At 62.4% G+C, this 25,633-nt stretch carries 16 protein-coding genes (1 of these 16 cut by a window edge); 7 read left to right on the forward strand and 9 right to left on the reverse strand.

The annotated features are described in order from the left end of the window. The 4 genes from OU426_RS16315 to OU426_RS16330 all read right to left on the reverse strand — a co-directional run. Positions 1-8,768 carry the start of a tandem-95 repeat protein gene (locus OU426_RS16315; protein WP_267635160.1) on the reverse strand. Its footprint begins 17,650 nt before the window's first position, so 8,768 of the gene's 26,418 nt are visible here — the first part of the coding sequence; it begins with the start codon at positions 8,766-8,768; its stop codon lies beyond the left edge, outside the window. Continuing rightward, on the reverse strand, positions 8,765-9,874 hold the full coding sequence (locus OU426_RS16320) for a hypothetical protein (RefSeq protein ID WP_267635162.1): 1,110 nt from the start codon (positions 9,872-9,874) through the stop codon (positions 8,765-8,767). Before OU426_RS16320 ends, OU426_RS16315 begins: the two co-directional genes overlap by 4 nt. Positions 9,875-10,012: 138 nt before the next feature. Next, the gene (locus OU426_RS16325) at positions 10,013-10,600 is read right to left on the reverse strand and encodes a toxin-activating lysine-acyltransferase (protein ID WP_267635163.1); all 588 of its coding nucleotides are present in this window, start codon (positions 10,598-10,600) and stop codon (positions 10,013-10,015) included. Positions 10,601-10,930: 330 nt separating this feature from the next. Further along, positions 10,931-11,971, reverse strand: coding sequence for a hypothetical protein (locus OU426_RS16330; protein ID WP_267635164.1), 1,041 nt, complete (start codon positions 11,969-11,971; stop codon positions 10,931-10,933). 182 nt (positions 11,972-12,153) lie between these two features. On the opposite strand from OU426_RS16330, the gene OU426_RS16335 reads away from it, so the two are divergent. Both OU426_RS16335 and OU426_RS16340 read left to right on the forward strand, forming a co-directional pair. After that, complete coding sequence (locus OU426_RS16335; protein WP_267635165.1) at positions 12,154-13,197, forward strand: tyrosine-type recombinase/integrase; 1,044 nt, start codon at positions 12,154-12,156, stop codon at positions 13,195-13,197. 56 nt (positions 13,198-13,253) lie between these two features. Continuing rightward, positions 13,254-14,150 carry a recombinase family protein gene (locus OU426_RS16340; RefSeq protein ID WP_267635167.1) on the forward strand — a complete coding sequence of 299 codons (897 nt, stop codon included), beginning with the start codon at positions 13,254-13,256 and terminating at the stop codon, positions 14,148-14,150. A 46-nt stretch (positions 14,151-14,196) separates the two neighbouring features. Here the strand turns inward: OU426_RS16340 and OU426_RS16345 are convergent, their stop codons facing one another. Together OU426_RS16345 and OU426_RS16350 are read right to left on the reverse strand one after the other, a co-directional pair. Further along, a complete protein-coding gene (locus OU426_RS16345; protein WP_267635168.1) occupies positions 14,197-15,192 on the reverse strand; it encodes a ParB/RepB/Spo0J family partition protein in 996 nt (331 codons plus the stop codon). Continuing rightward, positions 15,189-16,391, reverse strand: a complete 1,203-nt coding sequence (locus OU426_RS16350; RefSeq protein WP_267635169.1) for an AAA family ATPase — start codon at positions 16,389-16,391, stop codon at positions 15,189-15,191. Before OU426_RS16350 ends, OU426_RS16345 begins: the two co-directional genes overlap by 4 nt. Before the next feature lie 636 nt (positions 16,392-17,027). Here OU426_RS16350 and OU426_RS16355 point away from each other — a divergent pair. From OU426_RS16355 to OU426_RS16370, 4 genes are all read left to right on the forward strand, one after another. Continuing rightward, positions 17,028-18,092, forward strand: a complete 1,065-nt coding sequence (locus tag OU426_RS16355; RefSeq protein WP_267635170.1) for a RepB family plasmid replication initiator protein — start codon at positions 17,028-17,030, stop codon at positions 18,090-18,092. Positions 18,093-18,263: 171 nt separating this feature from the next. Further along, entirely contained in the window at positions 18,264-19,463 is a 1,200-nt protein-coding gene (locus OU426_RS16360) for a DUF932 domain-containing protein (RefSeq protein ID WP_267635171.1), read from the forward strand. 198 nt (positions 19,464-19,661) lie between these two features. After that, positions 19,662-20,105, forward strand: coding sequence for a JAB domain-containing protein (locus OU426_RS16365; RefSeq protein ID WP_324289831.1), 444 nt, complete (start codon positions 19,662-19,664; stop codon positions 20,103-20,105). Between the two features lie 111 nt (positions 20,106-20,216). After that, positions 20,217-22,355, forward strand: coding sequence for a ParB/RepB/Spo0J family partition protein (locus tag OU426_RS16370; protein ID WP_267635174.1), 2,139 nt, complete (start codon positions 20,217-20,219; stop codon positions 22,353-22,355). A 62-nt stretch (positions 22,356-22,417) separates the two neighbouring features. On the opposite strand, the gene OU426_RS16375 is transcribed toward OU426_RS16370, so the two are convergent. Continuing rightward, positions 22,418-22,645, reverse strand: a complete 228-nt coding sequence (locus OU426_RS16375) for a hypothetical protein (RefSeq protein ID WP_267635176.1) — start codon at positions 22,643-22,645, stop codon at positions 22,418-22,420. 705 nt (positions 22,646-23,350) lie between these two features. Here OU426_RS16375 and OU426_RS16380 point away from each other — a divergent pair. Next, positions 23,351-23,677, forward strand: a complete 327-nt coding sequence (locus tag OU426_RS16380; protein ID WP_267635177.1) for a DUF736 domain-containing protein — start codon at positions 23,351-23,353, stop codon at positions 23,675-23,677. A gap of 109 nt (positions 23,678-23,786) precedes the next feature. Here OU426_RS16380 and OU426_RS16385 read toward each other — a convergent pair whose 3' ends face one another. Together OU426_RS16385 and OU426_RS16390 are read right to left on the reverse strand one after the other, a co-directional pair. After that, positions 23,787-25,019, reverse strand: coding sequence for a type II toxin-antitoxin system HipA family toxin (locus tag OU426_RS16385; RefSeq protein WP_267635179.1), 1,233 nt, complete (start codon positions 25,017-25,019; stop codon positions 23,787-23,789). Next, on the reverse strand, positions 25,019-25,387 hold the full coding sequence (locus OU426_RS16390; protein WP_267635180.1) for a helix-turn-helix transcriptional regulator: 369 nt from the start codon (positions 25,385-25,387) through the stop codon (positions 25,019-25,021). The genes OU426_RS16385 and OU426_RS16390 overlap by 1 nt, the downstream gene beginning before the upstream one ends. Between the last annotated feature and the right edge of the window lie 246 nt (positions 25,388-25,633).

Here is a 25,633-nt window from a genome sequence, read left to right on the forward strand (position 1 = left end):
TCCTGCCCGTTCACGGATGCGGCAAGCAGCGCAGCCCTGTCCCAGATGACCCCGTCCGCAAAGACGATACTGGGGAAGCGCGCCCCACCCAGCGCATCAATAAGCTGCACTGCCTCGCCCGTCTCGGGGAAGGTGATGATCAGATCGCGGCTGCCTATGCCCGCGAGCCGAACCAGGGCCTCGGCCGAACCATAATCGTCAAAGCGGATCTCGCCCGCAGCGCTGGCGACAGCGGCCATCGACAGCCGGTCATAACCGTCGCCTTTGGAGAAGAGATAGGAGGTATCGGCGGCAAGCGTGACCGTATCGAAGCCACGGCCCGGCTTCACGACAAAGTCGGGATCAAGCTGGGTCGCGTCGACCTTGTCCTGACTGCCGTTCGGCCTTTGCGCGTAGACATGCGTCAGGACATCGCCGAGCGTCAGCACGGTATTGGCGACCACCCAGGTCTGGCCATCATCGCCGAGAACCCCGTCGTTGAAGCGGAAGGTTTCGACCTGCAAACCCGCAACCTTGCCCGCACCGCCCAGCACCACCAGACTGTCGCCCCCGGGGGCAAGCCGGATGATCAGATTGTCGCCCGCCGTCTCAAAACTGACCTGATCGGCAGTGACACCCTTGCGGAATTCGATGACGTCCGTTCCCGAAGATTCCAGAACGGAATCCTGGCCGTCACCATGGCCAAAGACATAGGTATCGTTGCCGCCGCCGCCGATCAGCTCGTCAGAACCCGCGCCGCCTTCCAGACGATCGTCGCTTGAGAAGCCCTCAAGCTTGTCGTGTCCGGTGGTCCCCTGCAGCATGCGGACGCGCAGGTCGTTGAGCGTGACGACGGTATTGTCGGCGAAGGCAAATTCCTCGACCGTCGTGCTGGTCAGGCCGCCGACAATGCGCAGCACGTCTTCGCCGTTTCCGAGGTCGATCAGCAGATCGTTCACATCGCGACGGATGATCAGCGAGTCCAGCGTGACGCCTTCGCCGAAGCGGACGCGATCCTTGATGCTGCCTGCGTCAGTCTTCTCAAGGATCTGGTCATAGCCGTAGCCAATGCCGAATGCATAAAGATCGGCCATGTTGCCGCCGACGAGCGTGTCTTCGCCCTGACGCCCGTCGAGCGTGTTCGGTTGGTCATCGAGACCAGTGATTAGGTTGTCACCGCGGTTGCCGCCGGAAATCTGAAGATAGGTCTGTTCAATATCCGATATTGTCAGCGTGAGGTCGCTGAATTGGAAGATCTCGACCCCGTCCGTCACATTGCGGAACTGGTTGCGGATCGTCAGCGTATCCGACCAGCCGGCAAAGCTGATCACCAGATCGTCGCCGATCTTGGCGAAAGAGGCGATAGATGCCGTCAGATTCGGCCCGAATATGACGCGATCGGGCTGTTCCGTCTCGGTCTTTTGACGCCCCGCCCAGGACGCCCGGACCTGCGTATCGATGATCGTGTCGTTGCCGTAGCCTGCGTCGAACTTATAGGTATCCCCGTCAGAGCCGCCTTCAAGCGTATCGTTGCCGCCCTTTCCGTCGATGATCTCGCCGAAGTCGCTGCCGACAAGATGCTCGGCCTGATCGGTTCCGATCAGATCGACATCTTCGGGGTTCAGATCGGTGTAAGCTATGACGCGATCGGCAAAGACGAAGGTTTCGACCGCGTGGGCCTGCCTACCACCGCGGACATACTGATCCCGCAGGGTGATGACCTGACCGGTGTCACGGATGGTGAAGATCAGATCGAGCGCGGTCCGCGAAACCGTCAGGTCGCCAAGCACGCCATCACCAAAGTTGATATGTTCGAAGATCAGCTGATCGTTGCCGCCGCCCGCATCGAAAATGATGTCCGATCCGTCGCCCCGGCGCACGAGATAGCTGTCGCTGCCGCCACCGCCCTGAAGAAGGTCGTCGCCTGCCTTGCCGTCCATCCGGTCGTTGGTCGAAAAGCCGTAGAGCGTGTCGTTGCCTTGCGTAGCATAGGCGTCGATGAATTTCTGGAAAAGATCGCTCTGGGACCAGACAACGGGTTTTTTATCTTGCTCGTCGGGAGCAAAGACGAACCGCTCGATAGCATCGGGTGCGCCGAGGAACGGCAGGTAGGTGTCCTGGTTGAGAAGCGTTACACGGTCGGTCTTGCCATGGATTTGCAGGGTTAGAGTGTCGGACGCTCCGTCGCGGATGAAGTCGAAATCCGACCACCTCAGCCCGTCGATGAACGTCAGCGTATCGTCGGGCGCACCGAACAGCTTCACCGAATAGTCGTTGTCGTCGATGACATCGTGGCCGTATCCGCGGCCGGAGATTCCGCGGCCGAAAATATAGGTGTCACCGCCCTCAAGCCCCTGCAGCAGGTCGTCGCCGAGGCCGCCGTCGAGAGTATCGGCGTCGATGAAGCCATAGATCGCGTCCGCGCCATCGGTCTTGGCGTTCTTCAGTACCCGCTGCGTGATCTCGGTAAAGTCGAGCCAGCTGCCGTCCTCGAACAGAAACTTTTCGATGAGGTTCGGCGCGATATAGTCCAAGGCCAGGGATGGATCGATCCCGCCGAGGAATTCGCCCAGATTGAGCCGCATGCCGCCGAACTGATCCTTTACCAGAATCGTGTCGCCGGTAAAGCTGCCGTCCTTGTTCTTGAGCTGGATGAAAAGATCATTGCTCTTGCCGGTCCGGGTCAGATGCAGATCGTCAGCGGTGATGTCACCGGTGAACTGGAGGAAATCGAGCCCCGCCTTGCCCGGCAACTCTGTCGGCAGGTTCTGTTCGTCGACAACATCCTGCCCGTCGCCTTTGGCAAAAACATAGATGTCACCGCCAGCGCTGCCGTGAAGGACGTCATTGCCCTTGCCACCCCACATGATGTCGAGATCGCCGGACCCCGCGATCACCTGATCGGTGTCTTGCGGGTTGGCGACGGCATAGGCGATCTTCATCTTGTCCCAGACGACACCGTCGGCAAAGACAATGGCCTTGAGGGCCGTGTCTTCCCTATATCTGCCGAAGCTGTTGGTATTGGCCTCGCCGAGGAAGTGATTGTGAACGGTGATCCGGCCGGTCTGCCCCGCTGCCGTCAGGATCAGATCCTGCCCGACCCTGGTCGCGATGACCTGGCTGGAGGTGACTTCGGTGAAGCGCAGTTCATCCGGGGCGCCGCCATCGACATCCGCAATGACAGCGTCGCCGAAATTCTTTCCAGCGTAATAGACATCACTGCCCGACCCGCCGCGATAGTTGGCTTCTCCCGCGCCGATCAGGATGAAATCCGTGCCGGTGGTGCCATGATATTCCGCGCTGGACGACGCGGGCAGATTGGGCGCGTTCGGCTCGTCGATGAGCCGCGTTTCATCAATCCCGAGTGCGTTCATGGCACCACGCAGGTCGATGTCGATACCTACGTTCTGGTAGGCGGGCAGCATCATCTGCAGGATGTAGCGCTGATCCAGCGAAACGGTCGTGCCGAAGAGGTTTCCGGTGCCGTCCATCCGGTAATCGGGATAGAGGGTCGACAGGATCTGGTGCCAGTCGCGCAGATAATCGTAGGACGGCGTCGCGCCATCAGGCGCGGCCGCGAAAATCGCCTCGAACATCGGCGCCAGTTCGCGGTCCGTCGTCGAATAGAACTGGTCGGTCGCCACATCATAGGCGAGGCCGGGGAAGAAGGACGACATGCCACCCTGGAACCCCAGCCTGAGCGCGAAAGCCCGCGAGGCGGTGATATATTGGTCGATGACGGTATCGAGCAGCCCGATCATCGCCTTGATGCCGGACTCATAGTGATCGTCCGACAGGCTCGCGCTGCCGCTCTCGTTCACCGAATAGGCGATCTGGCCAGCCTGATTGTCATAGGTCGCAGTCAGCATCGCCGGCACAAAGTCGATTCCGGCCAGCGACGTGGCAAAGTGGAACTGGCCCGGGGTCAGCATCTCGACCCGGTAGGTGCTGTTGGTCGTCGAGTTCACGACATCCAATGTATCGAAATCCACCTCATACGACCGCAGATTGAAGCCGCGCGCATGGCCGTACTTGTCCTGCAGCTCTAGCGCCCGGTCGAGGTTGCGGGCCCAGACGTAGAAATCACCGTCCTGGTCCGTCACCCGCACCGTGTAGTCGACCACGACGCCGTCGACCTGATAGACGCCGATCTCTTCGACATCGATAGCCGCATAGGGGTTGAAACCGATCGCCTCGACGCGCCACTCCTGCCCGGCCGCATGGGCCTGTGCCATGATATCTGCGACTGTCGGTGACGCGATTGCCTGCCCGTCGGCATCGACAACCGGCGTGCCACTCGCCAGCCGCCAGCTTCCGTCCGGATTCTCGATCCCATAGTCAACAACGACCGCCCGGCCATTGATCAGGCTTACCAGATAGGGCGCATTCTGCCGGTGCTGGAGTTCGTTCGCGCGCGTCGAGGGCGACCAGAGCTGCTCAAGCTGCCAGTGCGCGCCATTCGCGGCGCTTTGCGCCAGCACATCCTCCATCGTCGGTCGGGCGATGGTCGACCCATCTCCCGCTAGGATCGGCTGGCCGCTTTCCAGCTGCCAGAACCCGCCCGCCTGATCCTCGACCCAAACCGCCCGGTCGATCAGCACCTTGCCGTCCGACGACAGAAGCACCGGCGTCAGTTCGCGGCTCTCTTCCAGCGAGAAGCCCCACTGACCAAGCACCGCCCCGGTCTTCTGCCGCATGTCCTCGAGGTTTGGCACCGTCACATTGGCAGCGACATCCGCCAGCATGTCGCGGACCGCGAAATCGTTCGAGGCCGCCACCGCCAGATTCGTAATCCGCCCGAAGCCCTTGGCCGAAAGCGGTGTGTCGCCAAGCCAGGCTGCCAGACCGTTCTCACCCGCGAACTTCGTATCGACATCACTCATCTCGAACACAGCGTCGAACGCATTGCCCTTGTGCCCGTCCGCCCAGGTGAACTGGCCCGACCGGATCAGATGCGTGCCCTGCGGCGTCGTCACGTCAAGCGCATTGCCCGTCACGTCGATCGACAGGATCCCGAGTGCTGCGAGCGATGTCAGCTCGCCCGCATCCGTCACCCCGTCCTGGTCGCGGTCGCGCCAGACCATGAGCTCGCCATAGGCGACATCGGCCGCATCGACCTTGCCATCGCCGTTCGTGTCGAGCTCGGCCAGCGCCGCGAAACCCGACCGACCCACGCCCCCGAACATCTCGGAAATATCGTCGATCCGCCCGTTGCCATCGAGATCGCGGACAAGGAACCCGTCGTCCCCCTTCAGCCAACCGGTCTTCTCGCCGAAGAGATCACCGTCATGATCGAACCACACTTCGGCATCGTCCATGCTGACGGTCTCGATCCCGTCGCCATCGAGGTCGAGGATGAGGGGGTCGGCTGGCTCCAGCCAGTTCAGCGCCTTGAATTGCTTCTTGCCAGCGTTCGCAATCGTCACAAGGGCGTCTTGCAAAACGGCTGTGCGGTTGATCCCACCAGGAAACCCGGGCAGCATTCCAAGCAGCGACAAGCGCGAGTTCGCGTTCTTGAACACCATACCGAGGTCGCCTGCGAAGTCCAAAAGATCAGCGCCGAAACTGACCGCAGGGCCGTTGTCGAAGTTCTCGACGGTCATCGTGCCGTGCAGGATCGGTCCGTCGCCATCTGCTTCCCCGAGCTTCGTTGGTGTTCCAAGGCCAAAAAGCTCGGCGACCGAGTTGATCACATATAGTCGCTCGCCATCATATCGATACTGGATGAACGGCAGAATGTAATCGTAGTAGATCGAGCCACCCACACCGCTCATTGCACCGAAGGCCATGAAGCCGAGCATCGGCACTTCGTTCGACCCGCCAACGAGCGGCAGGCCGAAGAAGCGCAGCTGGTCGTTTTCGTCGGGATCCATGAGCCTGGTCCCCTGCCACCACCAGACCTCATCCGCGTTGGACAGACGCCCATCAGCATCGCGCGCATTCTGGTCAATAGGCATCCCGTTCGCATCCAGCCCGGAATAGCTATCCGTATAGATCTCACCATTGACAGATGTGTTCAGAATCCAGTCTCGGCCAACACCCCCGATCGCCCGCGCCCCCTCCCCGCCTGAGACAACGAGCCAATCATTGCCGTCGCCGCCATCTACAGAAAGGACAAGCTCTGCGCCTGCCTTTGTCTCATCGTTCGGGCGCCCGCCAGCCTCGACGTCGACAGTCTGAGATTTGTCAAATCTGGCAGGATCAAACACGATGACGATGTCGTCCCCCGTACCCGACTGAACGTCTCGGACGGTTGACGAGGAAAGACCGCGAACCTCGCTGTCGAGAAGGCTCTTGGAAAGATCGTTCTCGCTGAAAATCAGCGTATCGCCATAAGCGGTACCGGTCAGCCTCTCGAATCCAGTCAGCGTCAGCGCTGAGTCAAAATCCCTCAGATCGAACGCAGGGCCACGATCAAGAAGCTGCCCAACCCCGGCGACGCTCAAAAGCGCCCCTCTGTCGAAAGACGGATCGCCCCTAAAGGGGCTACTACCAGAGCCTTGTCCTGCGATCGTGTTTATTAATCCGTTTATGACGGTCGCGCCACGTTGCAACGGCTCCAGCGAAACATGATCATAGTCCGCCTCTGTCACCTCGCCCGGCGCATAGGAACCAAAGTCGATAACCAGCGGAACCTTCAGCCAGTCGTCTGTAATCTTCGCAACGTCCGCCCGCTCCGAGAGCGTGATCTTCTGAATGCCGAACAGTGCCTCAATGCGACGGCGATCCTCTTCAGTCGCATTCAGATTGTCGATGGTTAGTTCGACAACCTCGATGGCACCCACGGTGCCCAGCTTGAGATCGGCGATCTCGAGACCCCTGGTTGCGTAGTCCGGCGCTTGATCGGTTGATAGGGCGGCGGAAAAGACCACCTCGTTCGTTTCCGACAGGTCGACACCGAAGTAGCTTGAGCCCGTCTCCGAAAGCCGCCATCTCAGAAAATCTTCGGCCTCGTAGCGAAGATTGCCATCGGTGTTTCCTGGGTTGATCTGGGCAAGATCGATACCGACGATGACATCGCGATAGCGGGCACCTTCCGGCAAGCCGCTCGCCGCATCTGCCGCGAAGAGATCGGTGAACCGGTCCGACCCTTCACCCCCGAACAGAACGTCCGACCCGCCACCCGCATAGACCTCGTCGTCGCCGGCTCCGAGTACAAATATCTCGTTGAACCCTGACCCTTCGACCTTATCTGCACCCTCCGCACCGAAGAAAAGGCTCGCACGGTTCGCCTCGGTACTTCCCACATCCTCTTGCGAAAGCTTGACTGGGCCGGAACCGGCAACCGTTCTGATTTGCACGCCATCGACATAACGTCCGGCAAGACCCGCTTCCGTCCAGCCATGAAGCGCCTCGGGCACCCCGAAAAGCGCTTCGAGAATCTCATCTTCCGATCCGCCCGCCTGGGACGCCAGGAGCGCGTCGAGCCAGGCGGTCATCAGGATCGGCGCCTTGGTTGGCGATGCGCTTTCGTTGTTCTCCGTGAGATCCCAAATGTCGGATCCCAGGTCGAGGACCAGTATCTCGCCCTCGCGGGTGGTCGGATCTTCATTCCGCTGACCGTCGGTCAGAAAACTCAGGATGCCCTGCAGAGCATCGTACCCGCTCGTCTGGCCCGTTGCTCCGGCTTCGATCTTGCGCAGCGCCATCAGGCCCGCAAACTGCACGACCGTCTCGGCTATCGCCTGGCGAAATCCGCCCTGTAGCATCGGGTTTGATGGCAGGCTTTCGATTTCCCTTGCGAACTCGGCGTTGGTCTTGACGGCCAGTCCGAGGTCCGACAGGTCGTCGAACATCGCCCTGGCCCCCACGCTGCCGAAAACCAGCGTGTCGCTGTCCAGTACAGAATAGGCAACCGCGCGCAGAAGATTCTCCGCAATGAACCCCTCGTGGAAACGGCTTTCGTCTGCGGGCCTGATTGCGTCTGCGGCGTTATTTCCAAAGAGCGCTCTGAACACCTCCTGGTGGATCGAAGCCCAGTTTTCCGACAGCTCCTCCTTGTCTGAAAACAGCTGCAAAACCAGCCCAGCCATACTGTGTAACGTTAATCCGGGGAGGAGGCTAGATGGAACATGCGCTAGGTTCGTCTCAGCGTCAGTCAGGCCCGCATCTTTCAACCACGGATAATTCGTGTTGTCCCGCTCTGAGAAATATCCGGTAGGCCTCAAGACTGACCCCAGTGTTTCGCCCGGCATGAAATAGCCGCCCGCCATATCTGACGCCTCGCGGCCGCTGTGCTTGAGCAAGCTGTCGCTGGCGGAAAGGTAGGACATCGGGTCGAATATGGTCGCCTGCAGGCCCAGGACCCGAGACCAGAGACCGGCCAGCCCGCCGCCGAGGGAATGGCCGGTGAGGGTCAAACCGCCCGTGGTGCTGGCCTGAACGCTTTGAAGGAAGTCGAGCGACAGGGGCAGCTGGTCCGGCTGCGCCCCTCCGCCCTCACCAGTGAAGCCACCGCCGATTGGCCAGCCATGTATTGCGTCGCTGCCGCCATAGTAGCCGCCGAGTGGGTTCAAGCCATCTGTGCCCCGGTAGGAAATGACCGTACCGTAGGGCGTGTCATAGGCGACGGCGTAGAAGCCGGCGGCGACACCAGGTGTACCTGCCTCTGTTGCCGACTGCTGAATGACAGTTGCACTGCCTATTGCCGACCCGATACCGCCGAGGCCGTCAATGTCATTTCCTCTTTCATCGAGGTTAACACCGTCATTGATGGCGCTCCCATAGCCCCGGTTGTAGGCGTCCATCGACAAGAGAGCGAGGAAAAGCTCTTTCTCTGATACGGTCATCGGGCTATCTCCGTCGAGAATGAATTTGCACTAAGCGAATTCGCGAATCGCTCCGTGGCATCAATTGTTTCGTAGCGCCGCCCATCGAGTCTGTTGGGCCAGATGTCGTCCAGCCACCCCAACACTGCCTCCACCTTGCCCTCTGTCACCGGCGCGTCGGTCACGGCGAGGGTGACTTCTGTCAACCTGTAACAGGGGCCGCCGTGGGGGGCGGCGCGCTCGGTCGGGGTGGGGATCAGCGTCTGGAACGGGTAGGGGCCGGAGCGCGGGCCGCGCAGCTTCGATTGTGCCGCCCAGGCCTCGGTCCAGCGCGCAGCCTCCTCGCGCGTAAAGCGTGTCTTCAGCGCATCGCGCCGCGCCTCATAACCTTCGAACCAGTCGTGATCCGGCCGCGTGATCCAGGCAAACTCCACCAAAGCCGCCGCCGCATCGCCGGTGATCCCGGCCTCCGCCGCCGCGCGCGCCGCCTCCTGCCGGTAGCCCTGTTCCCAGGCCCAGGAGGCCCAGGTCCGCCCCTCGGCCCGCCAGGGCGCCTCCGCCGCCGTCAGGCCCCGGTCGCAGCCGAAGGTCGCATCCAGATCGTCGGGGTCCACCCGCCGCACGGTCTTGGGGTCGGCGATATCGTCGAAGGTCACCAGCCGTGGCCAGACCTCGCGCGGCAGCACGACCGGCTCTTCCTCCGGCAGCGCCTTGATCAGATCCATCGCCTCGTGAGAGCTGAAGCGGCTCTGCTCTGCGGAAACGGCATAGGCGAGATTGAAACCTGGCCTGCCATCCAGAAGCGCGAAGAGCCAGCGGCCCGGCGCCACCTCGAACGCAACCGCCTCACCCCGCGCGGAGAACCCCCCGAGCTGTCCTTTTTCCTTCCAACTCCCCTCCCAGCGAATGGCCTGCACCGTGCTGCCGCTGACCGGCCCCGAGGGCGTGTCAATGGTCACGACCATTTGCTGGTGCCAGCGTTCGGTGACCACGCCAACCAGAATGCCGAAACCCATCTCATAGAGCACTCCCTGCCAGAAATACGAGGAAAGTGGCCAGAAGATCGCCGTGGGAACCGCGAGCAGCAAGACGAGCCCAAGCGCGATGAGTTTGAGCGCAAGCCTCACGCGACGATCCCCCCGCCGGGAACAGAGACCGGGAAGAACCCCGGCATCAATGGCAGCAGTTCTGGTATCACGTTGGCCCTCCCTCGGCATTCTGCATCGGGAAGGCCCGAACTGGGCCTTCCCAGGATCTGCGCCCGCTCAATCGGTCTTGGCCGACTCTTTCAACTTCGCCGCGTTGGCCGTGATTTTCTCCAGCATTTCCTTCTCCATGAGCCCGACGACATGCGGATGCATCCTGAGTTCGCCCTCCTTCACGACCTGACGGAAATTGGCGATCACCCGCCCCGCGGTCTTCCGGTCCGGCGCGATCACGTCGAGAAGCCAGTTGATGCTGCCCGACTGCCAGTCCTCGGGCTTCAGCCGGATCGGGAAGGTGGCCGACTTGATCTGGTCGCGGATCTTGGCGTCCACCTCCTCGCTGACCGAGGCCCAGATCGCGAAGCCCGCGATGTCGCTCAGCATGCCCGGCTCTTCCTTCGCCGGCCGGGCGATGGCGATCCGGTCGCGAATCAAAGGCTCCAGCACCATCTGCGTGAGGTCCCCCAGCGACTGATGCCGGTAGCGCGGCAGGTTCATCACCGCCATCACCACCTGGCCAAAGCTTTCGCGGACCTGGGTGCGCAGCTCCTGGATCTTCGCCAGCACCTCGGGGCTGAGCGCAGGCGCGGCGGTGCCGTTGACTGCGTCGGAGGACTGCGGGGCGGTGGTTTCCTTGGTCTTGGACATCGGGCTGATCCTTTCAGAACAGGGCTCGGAGGCGAGCCCGCGCGGGTGCCGTACCGGTATGATTGAGGGAAGGGAGGGCGCCGGAAACTGATGACAAGAAAGGCAACCCCTGACACGTGTGATCGGCATAACGAAGGCCGCAGCCCTTGGTTGAGGGCGCGACCTGCAAGATGCAACCTAGGATAAAGACGATTGCCGGTCAAAATGTCATTAACCAAAATCCAGCGCATCTGTGGAAACAATTCCCGGCCGATCGGAAACAGATCAGCAAGGCGCCACAACGTCATCTGGAGGACGGCAGCGGACGGTGTTCAGGAGGCCGCGTGCCTGTCACACCTGCGCCGCCCAGACCCTGTAGCGCCCCGCCCCTGTGAGCTCGCGGATCAGGCCGCGCGTGGCGAACCTGTCGAGGTTGCGCTGAACTGCGGCCCGGCTGGCGTCAGTGATCGCCTCGGCCAGCGGCGCCGAGATCATCGGCCAGGCGGCCAGGGCTGTGATCAACGCGGGCGGGGTGCGACCCGAGAGATCGGTGGTCGCGGCGCGCGCGCGGGCGTCCCAGTCGCGCAAGCGGTCAAGCTGCAGGAGCGCGGCCTGCGTGGCCTGGGCGGCCCCGGCGATCCAGGCGCCGAGCCGCTCCGCCTCGGTCCCGGTCGCGCGCAGGGCCGTCGGTCCCGTGAGCGCGAGCGGCAGGAAGAGCGCCCCGCCCCGCCCTGCCCCGGCAGCATGGCGCGCGGCCAGAACCGCGGCCTCCACGTCGATCGTCGCCCCCTGCCCTGCCCGCTCCGGACCCAGCATCCGCCAGCCGTGAAACAGCATCGCGCCCTGCGTGACGGGATGAAGTGCGGCGGTATCGGCCATGAAGTCGGCCAGATCGGCCAGGCTTTCGGGGCGCTCACCGTCTGCTGCCGCCCGGCCGAGAAAGGCCGCCAGCCCCGCCTCCCACCCGCCGTCCGACGGACCGGGCCCGGCCGACAGGCGCCGCACCGCCCAGCCCGCCCGGATGACGGCCTGCGCATCCTCGCCCGTTGCGCCAAGCCTGAGCCCGACCCACAGCGCCAGCCGGTCGGATGCAATCCGGTCACCCGTCCACCAGCCAAGATCGGCCACCTCGAGAAGCGCCAGCCGCTGGTGCCAGCCCTCCGGCGCGCCGCGCAGCCGTTCGTCGAGCGCGCCGAAGAGGGCCGCAAGCTCGGCAAGCGGGCGCGACAGCTGGTCCTGCGCCGCCTGCCAGCGGTTCGGATCGAAAAGCCGCACCCGTTCGGCCCGGGGCCCGGGCGGCAGCCCCTCATCCTCTCCCCCGTCGCCCGGCAAGAACCATAAATCCTGCTCTGCCACCGGATCGGGATCGTAGGGTCCACGATCGTGATCCATGTCTTCTTCAACAGATATTGGTCTATCGCGCCTCATATGGTCTTTATTCTTGATTTCTGCGCATTACCCAAGTGATTTCTGTGCGTGGCTGTTCGTCACGATAAGTCCGCCTTATCATGACTATTGAAACCTGCCCGAGTCCAGCGCATTCTGATCCAAGAAATCCGCTCAGAACGGCCTCCATGACCACACTTGTCCTGCCCGCCTACGCCCAATTGTCGGACGCCGACGAAGCCGCACTGAGCGACCTCTACCGGCGCGGCACGCCGCCTAACACTCTGCGCGCCTGGGAGCGCGACCTGGCCTATATCGCCGCCTGGAAGATGGCAGCGTTCGGACGGCCGCTGAGCTGGCCCGAGGACGAGAAAGTCGCCCTGCGATTCATCCTGGACCATGCCCAGGACCTGACCGGCAAGCCCGGCTCCGCCCAGGACGTCGCACTTGAACTGAACGCGATTGGCCTCAGGGTCGCGCTCACTTGTCCTGCGCCGGCCACACTGGATCGGCGCATCGCCAGCTGGCAGGCTTTCCACCGCATGCGGAATCTGGCTTCTCCCTTCTCGGCGCCCCTGGTGCAACAGGCCCGGCAGAAGGCGCGCAGGGCGAACGCGCGGCCCCGCACGCCCAAATCGCCCAAACCCGTGACCCGCGACATCCTGGAGGCGCTGCTGGCCACCTGCGACGACACCCATCGCGGCATCCGGGACCGGGCGATGCTGATGCTGGCTTTCGGCTCGGGTGGGCGGCGCCGGTCGGAAGTGTCTGCCCTGAACGTGGAGGACATAGGCCGCGATGACTTTGCCACCAAAGGCCTGTTGTGGATCCGGCTTCTGGAGACCAAGACGACCAAGAAGGACCAGGCGCCGAAACTGCCGCTGAAGGGACGGGCAGCGCGGGCCGTGGTCCATTGGCTGGAGGTAACGGGTTTGAGAACCGGCCCGCTGTTCCGGCCGGTCAGTATCTCTGACCGCCCCCTGCCCCGCCGCCTGGCCTCGGATGCGCTGCGGACCATCCTGCGGCACCGGCTGCGGCTGGCGGGCCTGCCAGAGGATTACGCCACGCCGCACGGGCTGCGTGCAGGCTTCCTGACCCAAGCCGCGCTGGACGGTGCGCCTCTGGCCGCGGCCATGAAGCTGAGCCTGCATCGCTCGGCCGTTCAGGCCCAGAAATACTATGCCGATGTCGAGATCAGCGAGAACCCGGCGGCGGACCTGCTTGGCGACTGATCGAGGCCAAACGGTCGTTTATTGGCAGCATATGAAACTGCAAACGGCCTGTTTTGATGCCCCTGATCGGCTATGCGCGCGTCTCGACCGAGGATCAGACCCCCCTGCCCCAGTCGCAGGCCCTGAAATCCGCAGGCTGCGTCGAGATCCACGAGGAACAGGCTTCGGGCGGAGACCGGGCCCGGCCGGTGCTGGCCCGCGTGCTGGACCGGATCGGCAAGGGTGACACGCTGGTCGTCGTACGCATCGACCGGCTGGCGCGGTCGCTTTCGCATTTGCTGGAAGTGATCGAGCGGCTGGAGGCGAAAGGCGCCTTCTTCCGCTCGCTCATGGACCCGATCGACACGTTCTCCCCGCAGGGCAAGTTCACCCTGCAGGTCCTGGGTGCCGCGGCCGAGTTCGAGCGCGCCTTGATCCGCGAACGCACCAAGGCCGGGCTGGCCAGCGCAAAAACCAAAGGCCGGGTTGGCGGCAATCCGGGCCTGCGCGCCCGTGATCCGGCAGCGTTGCGCAAGGTGCGGCTGGCGCGGCAGGACGGCTACATGGAGCGGCTGAACGAGACGGCCCAGGACTGGGTGCCCCATGTACGCCGCCTGCGGCCCGACATGGCCTGGGAAGACGTGCTGCGCATCGTCAACGGCCCCCTGCCCCGCGAACGCTGCTGGACACAAAGCCGCTTGCTCCGCGCCGTGAATGCCTATGTTCGCGACGGCTTTCTGCCAGGGAATGTACTCGACCGCGCCGGGCGGCGCGAAACCGACGACCGTCTGCTCGCCATTGTCGCCGCCATCAAAGGTGCGGATCCCGACATCACGCTACAGGCGATCTGCGTCCGGCTGGAAGCGATGCGTGAGCGCACGCCCCGCGGGCGGACCAGCTGGCAGCCGTCATCGGTCGCGATGCTGCTGGAACGGGCGGAACGGCTAGGCTTGTTCAGATCGAAATCCGTCTAACTATTTGTAACATAGTGCGAAAATCCCCTTCTTGCCAATTGGCAACTTACTTCCGCCCAGCGCTTCTGTTTGCGAGATAGGCTTCAAAAGCAGCCCGCAGCGATGCGTCAGAAAGCTTATCGCTGAACTCCAGAACAACCTTCGACCCACGCTTTCTAAGTGTCACCCCAGTGCTGTCCGCATCACCCCGAAAAATCTGCTCCGGAGGTCGCGTGCGCTTCGGGCCCGAAGCTGCGGATTTGAGAAATGAAAGCACTGTAGAAGCCTCAATCGGAGCCCCCTGCCCTGCTCGCGCAGCAGCCTGTCTTTCGGCTAGGTCACGAGCCGCCTGCATTACGGACGATGCGACCTTCGGGTCCGCCAGTAACGGCTTCAAGACGCGCGCGTGGAGCTCTTTGATCTCGCGAATTGATGGGTACGCGGCGACCACCTGATCGGGAAGCCGTGCCAGATTCAGGTAGCGCGATAGCCACCCCTCCGAAACCTCAAGGCGCTCGGCCATCGCCTTCTGTCGCCCGCCATAATACTGCTCAAGCGCCGCAGCATAATCCCGAGCCCGTTCGAAGTCCGAGATGTCCTCCCGATCACGGTTTTCGACGTCAGCGAGACGGAAAGCTTCTTCATCTGAGAGATCGCGAACTTCGATAAGATAGCGGAACTGCGGGTAGTTGTTCGCACGAAGCCACGACACGGCAAAATGGCGCCGTGCCCCGCAGATGACTTCGTACTCAGCACTGTGGCCCTTCCGCAGTTTGCGAACGATGGCCGGAAATTCCTGTTGGCCTTGAGACTTGATCGAGTCGATCAGGTCACGGCAGTTGTCTTCGTTCAGCAGATCGTAGGCACGGTTGTGACGATCCCACATGATGCACAAGGCGGGATCCACCCAACGCAGGACCTTTTCTTCGCGCTCCCCGACGTCAGCCAGAGCATTTGACCTGCGGAGAAACCGCGTGCCGCCGCGGTCTTCTTCCCCTGGCGTAGATTCGTTGTTCAGATCTTTGAGGACATCCTCGAAGATCGCGTCATGACGCTTGCTCACAGCACTCCCTCCTTGCGAAGCGCACGATGATGGCTCGGCCAAGTCTTGCGAGCCAAGGTTTCAATCTCTCGACCGACCGCATCAAGGTATGCACGGCACCGCTTGTGCGTTTCAGTCCGCGTGCTTGGTCCGGTCAGCTCATAAACTGTCGAAAGGTTGGCCGTCGCATTGTCGATTTCTGCGCTGTCCTTCAGGACCGACTGAAGCATGTCCTGAGGAAACACCGCATCCATCATGCGCTTGATGGCCACATGTGCGGACTTCTGATCATTCATTTTGGACGCCAGAATCTTCACGAAGCTGTACGATCTTTCGCCGCCAAACTTCGAAAGCTCGGTTAGCGTCGCCTCCATCATTTTCAGAAAATGTGCTGTCGAGGCGAAATCGATGTTACTCGGAGGCGCCGGTATCAGAAGAGCATTGGCGGCCCGTAGAACTGAGAGGGAAATCATACCCAAGGCAGGCGGCGGGTCCAGGAGGACCACGTCGAACTGGTCGGATATGCTCGCAATCCCATCGCGCAACCGGTCAAGGATGAAGGTGGGTTCTCGTGCCATCCTCGCCGCAAACTCATATTCCGCGTCGTAGAGTCCTAGATTAGCCGGAATCAGGGCAATCCCGGGCCAGTAGGTCGCCCGCAGAGCGTAGTGCAGTGACTTCGGCCCGCCGTGGCGTAGGAAGGGGTAGAGCGTGTCTTCCTCCTCATCCACGTCCACGTCTGGGTTCATACCGAAGATCGCCGTTGAAGACGCTTGGCTGTCGCAGTCGATAACGCAGACGCGGTAGCCCTTTAGCGCGAAGAACTGCGCCAAGTGGCTGACGATGGTTGACTTGCCGACGCCGCCTTTGAAGTTCTGTACGGCGAGAACAAGCGGAGGGTCATCCGCACCGCGGTGCGGCAAGGTACCGAAGACCTCTCGCATCTTGTTGACTTGCGCGAGTGTGTATCCCGTGCGGCGCCCCGTCTCCGCATCTTTGTCGGGTTCAGGTAGTCGTCCGTCCGCTTCAGCGTCTCTGATCGCCTTCTCCGTCCGGCCTACCATCTCAGCGGCGGTTCGGACGTTGAAACGGATATCCAGGCGCTTCTCCGAATTCGGAGCGAAGACGCGCTCTCTCAGGCGCTCGATCACGGTCGCCGCGCGACGTGTTAGGAGGGTAAGCTCGCTCAGCGTGACCGGTGGCAGCACGGTATCGTCCATCAACTGCTCTCTTCTATGGTTATGCTCGAATCATGCTGCATCTTCCACGCAGGGTAAAGTTCGGAAATCACCCTCTCGATGGCGATCCTCCGGAAAACAGCCAACTTGACGTCGACTTCCGCTCTTTCTCTGGCGTGGCTCACAAAGTCGATAGTCTGCTCCCATCACGATGTCGCCCCATCCCAAAAAGTAGGGTTTCGATGAGAGCTGTCGGTCAGCGCAACCTTCTTCCTGAAAAATAATCCACAAAGAAAACCCCTAAGAGTTCAGATTCTTTCTGGTTCTAGGGTTCGCATGCCGTAAGCGGCTGTAAAGCATAGATAATACACGCCTTACCTTACTTCCTGGGTGCTTGGCCATACATTCTGGGAGTGTAGAACTTACGAATCGGGGCGGGAAGACTTACCTTTTGCAGCTGGTCGAAGACTTACATTTCGGGTGACGCCGCCTCTCAAGGTGTCCGGCTGCAGATTTCTCTTTGGTTTCAATCGCCTGCGAATCGCCCCTGATTCGTCCTCGCGTGATGAACTTACAAATTGGGTGCTGGCCCGAGGTCTGCCGATCTGAGCGCTACCAGACACTTGCTCGCTTACTCACTTCAAACTACAAAAGTAAGACAAAGCATGTATGGGCTCCATGGCTGAAAAACCCTATCGCACCATCGATGCTCGGCCAAGTGCCGACAGTCTGATCAAGCCAGGCGAACTGGTTGATCTGATCGAGGTCACACCCCTGAGCCTCAACGATCGGAGAATTTACAACCAGCTTCTTGAGAACGCATGGGATGCCATCGACAAGCCCGTGAGCCACATCATCTCGAAATCGGCACTGCGCGGCAAACACAACTCGAATGACCGGGTTGGCGAAAGCTTGGAGCGCTTGATGTCGGCGGTCGTCAAGGTGTCTGTCAACTGGGACGGCGGACCGGCGATCGAGCGAGTACAGTTGCTGGGAGGGAACATCGAAGCACTGCGGTCTGACGGTTTGATCGAGTACGAAATTCCTGCGCGATTGCGAAAGATCATCGCGAACTCAACCGTTTTCGCGCGCCTTCAGCGCGAGGTGATGTTCGCGCTTTCATCCAAATACTCGCTAACGCTGTACGAGATGGTGCAGAAGCGAGGAAACTTGCGTTGGAGGTCAGCAGAGCGGTTTTCGCTTGACGCACTTCGGGGCATCCTTGGCGTGCCGAAGGGAAAGCTGACTTCCTGGTCAAACCTCAAGCTTCGAGCTCTTGATCCGGCCGTAGCAGAGGTGAACGACCTTTCGGATTTCATGGTGGCGTTTGAGCCCCTGAAATCTGGCCGAAGCGTCACACATGTTGAGCTCAAATGGTGGCGGAAGGATGAGGAGGCAACCGGCGCAGCAGGGCGTGCTCTCCAGTTCTCCAAGGTCGGACGACGTATTAGAGCTGCCGGCACAGAGGACAGGGTAGTCCCGTCCGCTCCTGTTGAGGCGACACCCGATCAGCGGCCGAAGGCCCCGGAGTTGAAACCCCGACCGGCATGGCTCCAGTCGCGTGGTACGCCACTGCGGACAGAAACCTACGAGACCGCGCGCCTTCGGCATGCAGGCTACGATATCTATTTCGTGGAAGGTGAATGGCGCGCCTGGGCAGCCGGAAAGCCCCCCGCGGACGATCCGGATAGGGCATTCCTAGCGTTCTTCCGGAAGTTTGCTGAAGCCAATCCCATCAGATAGTTGCCAATTGGCAAGTGGCCTTTTTTATAAGTAAGATCAGATATTTAATGTGACTTTCTGCCCCCTGTCCTCTTGGGTTCCGGAAGGGCGAAGAGTTAGAGGGAGCCTCTTGGCCTGTGACGGGCCAAGGCCGGGAGAGAGGCTTCCGGCGCCCGTCATGGAGAGATTGACATGAACAATGTGGAAATTCGGGACCCCGTGCGGCCGGTGAAGTCGGGCGGCTACAAGGTGGATGTGAGCCGCGGCGAGCGGAACGGGCGGGTGTCGTCCGAATGGTTCAACCGGCCCGATGACGAGAGGTATCTCTCGCTCGGCGATCTCTGGGCCTCGGTGAAGGTCCGTTCGGAACGAAGCCGTAGCCGGGTGGTGCAGACCGCCGACATCCGCGTCGAGGCCGCGCGCGACAGTGTCGAACGACTGCATCTGGTGTTGCCCAAGGCCAAGGAGCCGGTTGCCCCGACGCATTGGGCGTTCGGCCAGCTCGCCAGCATCGTCGGCGCCCCGGCCTCCTACCTGCGGCAACTGCCCGCGCCGCTGGCCGGGATCAATCTGCAATACGGCCTCAGCAACCACCGCGCCGAGCAGGTGAAGACGTTCGAGACCGAGGATGGCCGAACCGAGTTGCGGGCCGTCACTGGACCCGACTACGGCCGGATTCATGACCACGAGCTGGTCGAGGCGGTGCAGCGCATCGCGGGCAACGGCACCGGCGATACGCGCTGGAAAGTGCCGGGGGTGCTCGACTGGTCGACCGGGGTCTACAACCCCGATGTCGAGATCAGCCGGGACACGACGACGCTCTATGCCTCGGACCGCGACGTCTTCCTGTTCCTGGTCGACGATCACAATCCGATCGAGGCGGGAAGGCTGCCCGACGGCTCCCCCGATCTCTACTTTCGGGGGTTCTATTGCTGGAACTCGGAGGTCGGCGCCAAGACACTTGGGATCGCGAGCTTCTATCTCCGCGCCGTGTGCCAGAATCGCAATCTCTGGGGCGTCGAGGACTTCCAGGAGATCACCATCCGGCACTCGAAATACGCGGCCTCGCGCTTTGCCCATGATGCCGCGCCCGCGCTGACGCGCTTCGCCAACTCGTCGGCGCAGGGCTTCGTGAACGGGATCAAGGCGGCGCGGCAGCAGATCGTGGCGCGGACGGATGAGGACCGCGACGACTTCCTGCGCAAGCGCGGCTTCTCCAAGGCCGAGTCCTCCAAGATCATCGAGAAGGTGCTGATGGAGGAGAGCCGCCCGCCCGAAAGCATCTTCGACTTCGTGCAGGGCATCACCCGGCTCGCGCGGGACAAGACCCAGCAGGATGCGCGTCTCGACATGGAAGGCCGCGCCAAGAAGCTCCTCGACCGGGTCGGCTGACCTCCGCAGTAGGGCAGAGGGCCCGTCGGCCTTCTGTCCGTCAGCATAGTCCTCCCCTTTCCTCCTTCCCGGCCAACTCCGCCAGGGTAGCGCAATGCTGCCGGGCCGATCTTGGCCGGGTCACCTCGTGAGAGCCGAATGACCCGATTTTCCGAACACCCCACAGCCTTCGTTTCCCGCAGCGCTGGCAGCACTGAGCTGACCGCGCAGGAGCAAGCCACCATCTTCGCCGCCCGCGAGATCCTCGCGCGCCACATGAATAGCAACCCGGTCCTGACCTCATGGGCCGCCTTGATGGACTACTGCGCCCTGTCGGTACGTGGCGAGGTCGAACGGTTTCACGTCCTCTATCTTGACCGAAAGAACCGGCTCATCTCCGATGAGCGCTTGGGCGTCGGCACCGTCGATCACGTCCCGGTCTATCCGCGCGAGGTCGTCAGGCGCGCCCTGGACCTAAACGCCTCGGCGCTGATCCTGGTCCACAACCACCCGTCCGGCGATCCCGAGCCATCGGACGCCGACATCGCCATGACGAAGGAGGTGCAGAAGGCCTGTGGCGTCCTCGGCCTCACCCTGCACGACCACATCATCGTCGGTGCGGGCCGGGAAGTCAGCCTGCGCGGCCGGGGTGATCTCGGATGACGCGCGGGTGCTCTTCGGCGGCGCGGTGTCAGAGGAAGAGGAGGGCAGGAGGTTTTCGACGGGTTGGAGACCGAGGGAGAGGCTCTCGGCGCCCGTCGGGAGATCGGTCCGATGACCAACATGCAGAAAATCACCCTCGCCTCGTCGCGGGATATTCCCTTCCACAATCTGGTTCTGAGCCAGGCCAACGTCCGGCGGGTGAAGGCCGGCGTCTCGGTCGATGAGCTGGCCGAGTCCATCGCCCGCCGCGGGTTGATCCAGAGCCTGCACGTCCGTCCGGTGATCGGCGAGGACGGTGCCGAGACTGGCAAGTTCGAAGTTCCCGCCGGCGGGCGGCGCTACCGGGCGCTGGAGCTCCTGGTGAAGCAGAAACGTTTGGCGAAGTCCGCCCCGGTGCCCTGCATCGTCAGCGCGGCCGATGACTCCGTGTTGATCGACGAGGTCTCGCTCGCCGAGAACATCGAGCGCGCGCCCTTGCATCCGCTGGACCAGTTCCGGGCCTTTCAGGTCCTGCGCGAGAAGGGCATGACCGAGGAGGCCATCGCCGCGGCCTTCTTCGTCGATGTGAAGGTGGTGAAGGAGCGCCTGCGCCTTGTCACTGTCGCCCCCGCGCTTCTGGATATCTATGCAGAAGACGGCATGACCCTGGAGCAACTGAAGGCCTTCACCGTTTCCAGCGACCATGCGCGTCAGGCGCAGGTCTGGGAAGCGGTCAAAAGCTCCTGGTCGAAGGAGCCCTACCAGATCCGGCGCATGCTGACGGAGAGCGCAGTGCGGGCGTCTGACAAGCGCGTTCGCTTCCTCGGGATCGAGGCCTACGAAGGTGCCGGCGGCTACGTCCTGCGTGACCTCTTCGAGAGGGATGATGGCGGCTGGTTGCAAGACCCGGTGCTGCTGGAGCGTCTGGTGGGCGAGAAGCTGAAAGCGGAAGCGGAAGCCATCGCGGCCGAAGGCTGGAAGTGGATCGAGGTCGCCGTGGGCTTCCCCTACGGCCACACCATGGGCCTGCGCGAGCTTCTGGGCACCACGGTCGGTCTGACGGACGACGAGCGGGCCACGCGGGAAGCGTTGCGCGACGAATACGATCGGCTGGAGGCCGAGTATGCAGAGGCTGACGATCTTCCCGAGGACGTCGATCAGCGGCTTGGTGAGATCGAGCGTCTCCTTGGCGCTTTCGACAGCCGCCCGATGGCCTTCGATCCCGCTGAGGTCGGCAGGGCAGGGGCCTTCGTCAGCATCGACAGCGACGGCACCTTGCTGATCGAGCGCGGCTTCGTTCGTCCTGAAGACGAACAGTGGGTGGCGCCGACGGGCGAAGTCTCCGACGATAACCCCGATCGCACTGCGTCCATGGATGCGGATCGCAGCGAAAGTCGCGCTGCGGTGATCAGCATGGGTGGCGAGACCGGCGCGCCCGAGGATGACGAGGACGAAGGCGATGCGATCAAGTCGCTGCCGGAGCGGCTCGTCATCGAGCTGACGGCGCATCGCACCCTGGCGCTGCGCGATGCCGTGGCCAACAACCCGCGCATCGCCATGACGGCACTCCTGCACAAGCTGGCAACGGATTGCTTCGTCTCTCGCAGTTCGGGCAGCGCCGTCGAGGCGACCGTGCGGGACATTCACCTGCCCGTGCAGTCTGCCGATCTGGCCGACAGCCTGCCCTCGCAGAGCATCGACGCCCGCCACGCTGCCTGGAAGGCGGACTTGCCGCTCGGGCAGGGGGACGATGTGCTCTGGGACTGGCTCCACGCACTGGACGAGGCCAGTCGCCAGGCGCTCCTCGCCCATTGCCTCAGCTTCGGGGTGAACGCCCTCTACGAGCGTCCGAACCCTTACAGCGGCATGGGGATCAGCCAGCACGGTCTCGACCGCCGTCTGCGCGAGGCCGACCGTCTGGCCCGCACCACCCGGCTCGATCTTGTCCAAGCGGGCTGGAAGCCCACGGTCGCCAACTATCTCGACCGCGTCACCAAGAGCCGCATTCTGGAGGCCGTGCGCGAAGGGGTGGGCGAGGGCGCTGCGCAGCTGATCGACCATCTGAAGAAGGGCGACATGGCGCGCGAGGCCGAGCGTCTCCTCGACGGCTCCGGCTGGCTGCCCGAGCCGCTGCGCCTCGACGACGCTGACCTGGGCCAGGTGGCGGAGACTGAGGACGCCGGCGTCGAACTGCCTTCCTTCCTCACGAGCGATGACGAGGTTCAGCCCGACGACGAGGAGGAGCGCCGGCAGCTGATCGCCGCGGAGTGACCATGAACGGGGTGGCTTCGGTCACCCCGTTTTCTCATGGGGGCGGATGGCGAGCCGGCAGTTCAGGCAAGCCGCTCGGAATACCGCGTCTTCACGGCCCGATTGATGAATTCGTTCAGCCCATCGCCAGCGCGCGCCAGCACAATCATGCGGTCGATATTGGCCTGACCGGCCGACACCGAGGTGTAGCGATAGATCGCGCCATCCTTGAACGCGACATCCACATGCGTGGAGCCGATTTCGTAGGCTCGGATGCCGGAATCCCGATCCCAATCACGATATGGTGTCATTCCGGTCCCGGGTTCACAATATGCTGAACAAGGATAGCGCCCGTTCGTGTTTCGTTCAAGATGAGCTTCAATTGCCCTGGCCCCGGGCATCGACGGGCCTTTGCCAGACCATCATCGACGCAGCGGTTGGTAGGGCAGGGGGAGGAGGGCAATGCCCTACTGCCAAATCGTCATTGAGGTGGGCAGTTGAACTCGTCGTGTCAGCCCGGATCGACCAGCTTCTTTGGCCAGTTGCGGCTTGGTCGTTCGAACATCGTCCGTTTTCTGCCATCACGCTGGCAGACCAGAACCAGTGGAGCGGCGGGAGCCGCGCGGCTGCAGGCCAAGGGGGAAGGCGCAAGCTGGCCTGGCGTCGGCAGTGGTGGTTCACATCGCCGGTGGCGCTTGTCCTGCCTCTCCTGACGGGCTTTCAGGGTCGCCTTGATCTCCGTGGGTCTTCTGTCCCAGCCCGCGTCCAAACGGCCTCTGGTGATGGGCTGATCTGCCCGAAGGACGTCTTCGCCTCGACCGCTTCGGCGCAACAGCGTCGTCACAACTTTCTTCCCCTGCCGGTGCGGGCACCGTCATTCCTCGCGGGACAAGAAAGTTCCTCCTGTGCTGTCAGGGTCCCCAAGGGGACTGCGCCAGTGGTCGCCTCCGGGCTGTCGATCGCCATCGAGGCCGCAAGGACGCGGGCCCGAAACAGAGAGAAAACGGAGAAAGAACATGGCGACCATCGGCACCTTCAAGAAGACCGGCAACGAGTACACCGGCGAAATCTTCACCCTCAGCCTGCAGGCCAAGGGCGTGCGCCTCGTCCCCGATCTGCGGGCCTCGGGCGAGAACGCCCCCAGCCACCGGGTCCTGGTTGGCCGCGCCGAGATCGGCGCCGCCTGGACGAAGAAATCGAACGACAGCGGCCGCGAATACCTGGGCCTGAAGCTGGACGATCCGAGCTTCGCCGCGCCCATCTACGCCAACCTCTTCGATGACGAAGACGGCGAGGGCTACAGCCTCATCTGGTCCCGCCCCAACACCCGCCGCGGCGACTGATCGCATCAGGCAAAGGCCCCGGTCGAAAGACCGGGGCCGAAGCTATTGCCGCATAGCCCCCCAATCGACACGCATGGGGTTATCCGACAGTACCGAAAACCCCTACTCGCTACAGCCCGAGTGCCGCATCCATGCGCTCATGTTCGAAGGCAGGAGCACAAGCGTTCAGCTCTGCGCCGCCCAGCCCTTGGCGGCGCAACTCCTCCCGCCAGTTGTCGTGGATGCTTCGCGCCATATCCCGCGCCAGGATACGGGCTTCCGGAACACTAACATCGAAGAACTCGGCCGCATCGATCGCCGCGGCGATGTCTGGCTCATGCCCATGGATCGGGCTGATTCCGGTTTCCATCTGTGCGTGGCGACGGGGCTGCGGATTGACGTCGAAGAGCGGCGAAAGGCGCCAGAGGTTCTGTCCCGCATAGATGAACCCGTGGTTTTTCAGGTGGTCATCCGTGTTGGTGACAAGGATCCCGAGAACCATCCGGCGCCAGATTTCCAGCAGATCGTCACCGGGCCGGGCCGAGATGGTGCGAATAATGTCGGCGATGTCGGTGTAATAGCCGCTCGCATACCCAACCTTGCCGAGGGCTGTGCGCGCGGAGATATAGGGGACCCGGCCGCCATCCCGACGATCAAAACGGCTGAAGAGACCGATCGGGTGCGAGCTGCCGGGCAGTTCGAGGCGGCATTCCGGCGTGCGCAGACCAAGGGTCCCGGCGAGCTTCATCGTCGCCACTTCGAGACGCTCCACCGGCCAAGTGTCGTTGATGGAGGTGAACTTGGCGAGCCAAAGCCGGTCGCCATCCCTCATATTGGCCTTTGGCCGCGCCCCGCCTGGTGTGCCGGCGGCGCCGACGAGATCCAGCGCATCTTGCTCTGCGCCGACGGGATCCCGTTCGAACCTTTGCGCGATCTTGAGAAGCTCCTCGATTTCAGCCAGCCGCGGGACTGGCCTTCCGATTTGCGGGAATGGTTCACCATCTTCTTGCAGAAAGCGCAGCGCGCCTTGGCGCGCAGTATCGTCGCATGTGGTCAAGAAGTCGAACTCGGTTGCCCCCTCGCCCAGAATCCGGCGCATCAGCTTGCGACCCCAACTGTCCGGGGAGGTATCCGCAAAGGGCCCGGCGATGACATCGCGCTTCCGGCTGTCGCGCCCGCCAGAGCTGGCGTGATAAGGCGCGCTCGACCGTGGCATTTGTGGGCAGAGATCGAATCCACGCGGGTTGTCGATCCATTCCTGGTCATAGATGAAGGTGGAATGCGCACGCCGCCCGTCCGTCTCGAAGACCAGACGACCGACCGGAACCAGCCCGTTCCCTAGCGCGACACGTGCCACGACCATCAGAAGGCGCTCCCATCATCATCGATCACATCCGACCGTGCCTCGGTGGTGGTCGATTTGGCCGACGGCAGCTTGCGGCGGCCGGTGATCCGCTCTGGCAGGCGGGCCTGTTCAAGGACCAAGCCGGTATCGTCCTTCGCCGGATCCAGGATTTCGCCGAGCCGGTGGAGTTCGCCCAGGACCATGAGCGCCATGGCCAGTGTCTCGAGCCGCACACCGCCATCACCCATCTCGAGCTTGGCGAGCGTCTTGTCGGTCACTCCCAGGCGCTCGCAGAAATCCGCGACGGACATCCTGCGCTTCTTACGGGCGACACGGATGTCATGGCCAAGTCGCTTGAGAGCAGTCTGAACTTGGTAAGAAGACATATTCTGATCGGAGAAAAATCCGCCTTATGCTGGTATAACCGTATTTCTGTCCGTTTTAGGCCAACTTGCCGCGGAGGTCAACGGAGTAGATGACAACGCGGACAGTATTCCGGATTAACGCCCTTAGATCGGACTATTATCCGATTTATCCATTCAGAACCCGACGGCGCGGGGCATTCCAGGATCATGCTTCTTTGGCGCGCACGGCTCACCCATCCCTCTCGGGATTTCCTGTCGGGCCGGAAG

It is taken from the genome of Frigidibacter sp. RF13 (genome assembly GCF_026626305.1).
Taxonomy (GTDB): domain Bacteria; phylum Pseudomonadota; class Alphaproteobacteria; order Rhodobacterales; family Rhodobacteraceae; genus TMP-24.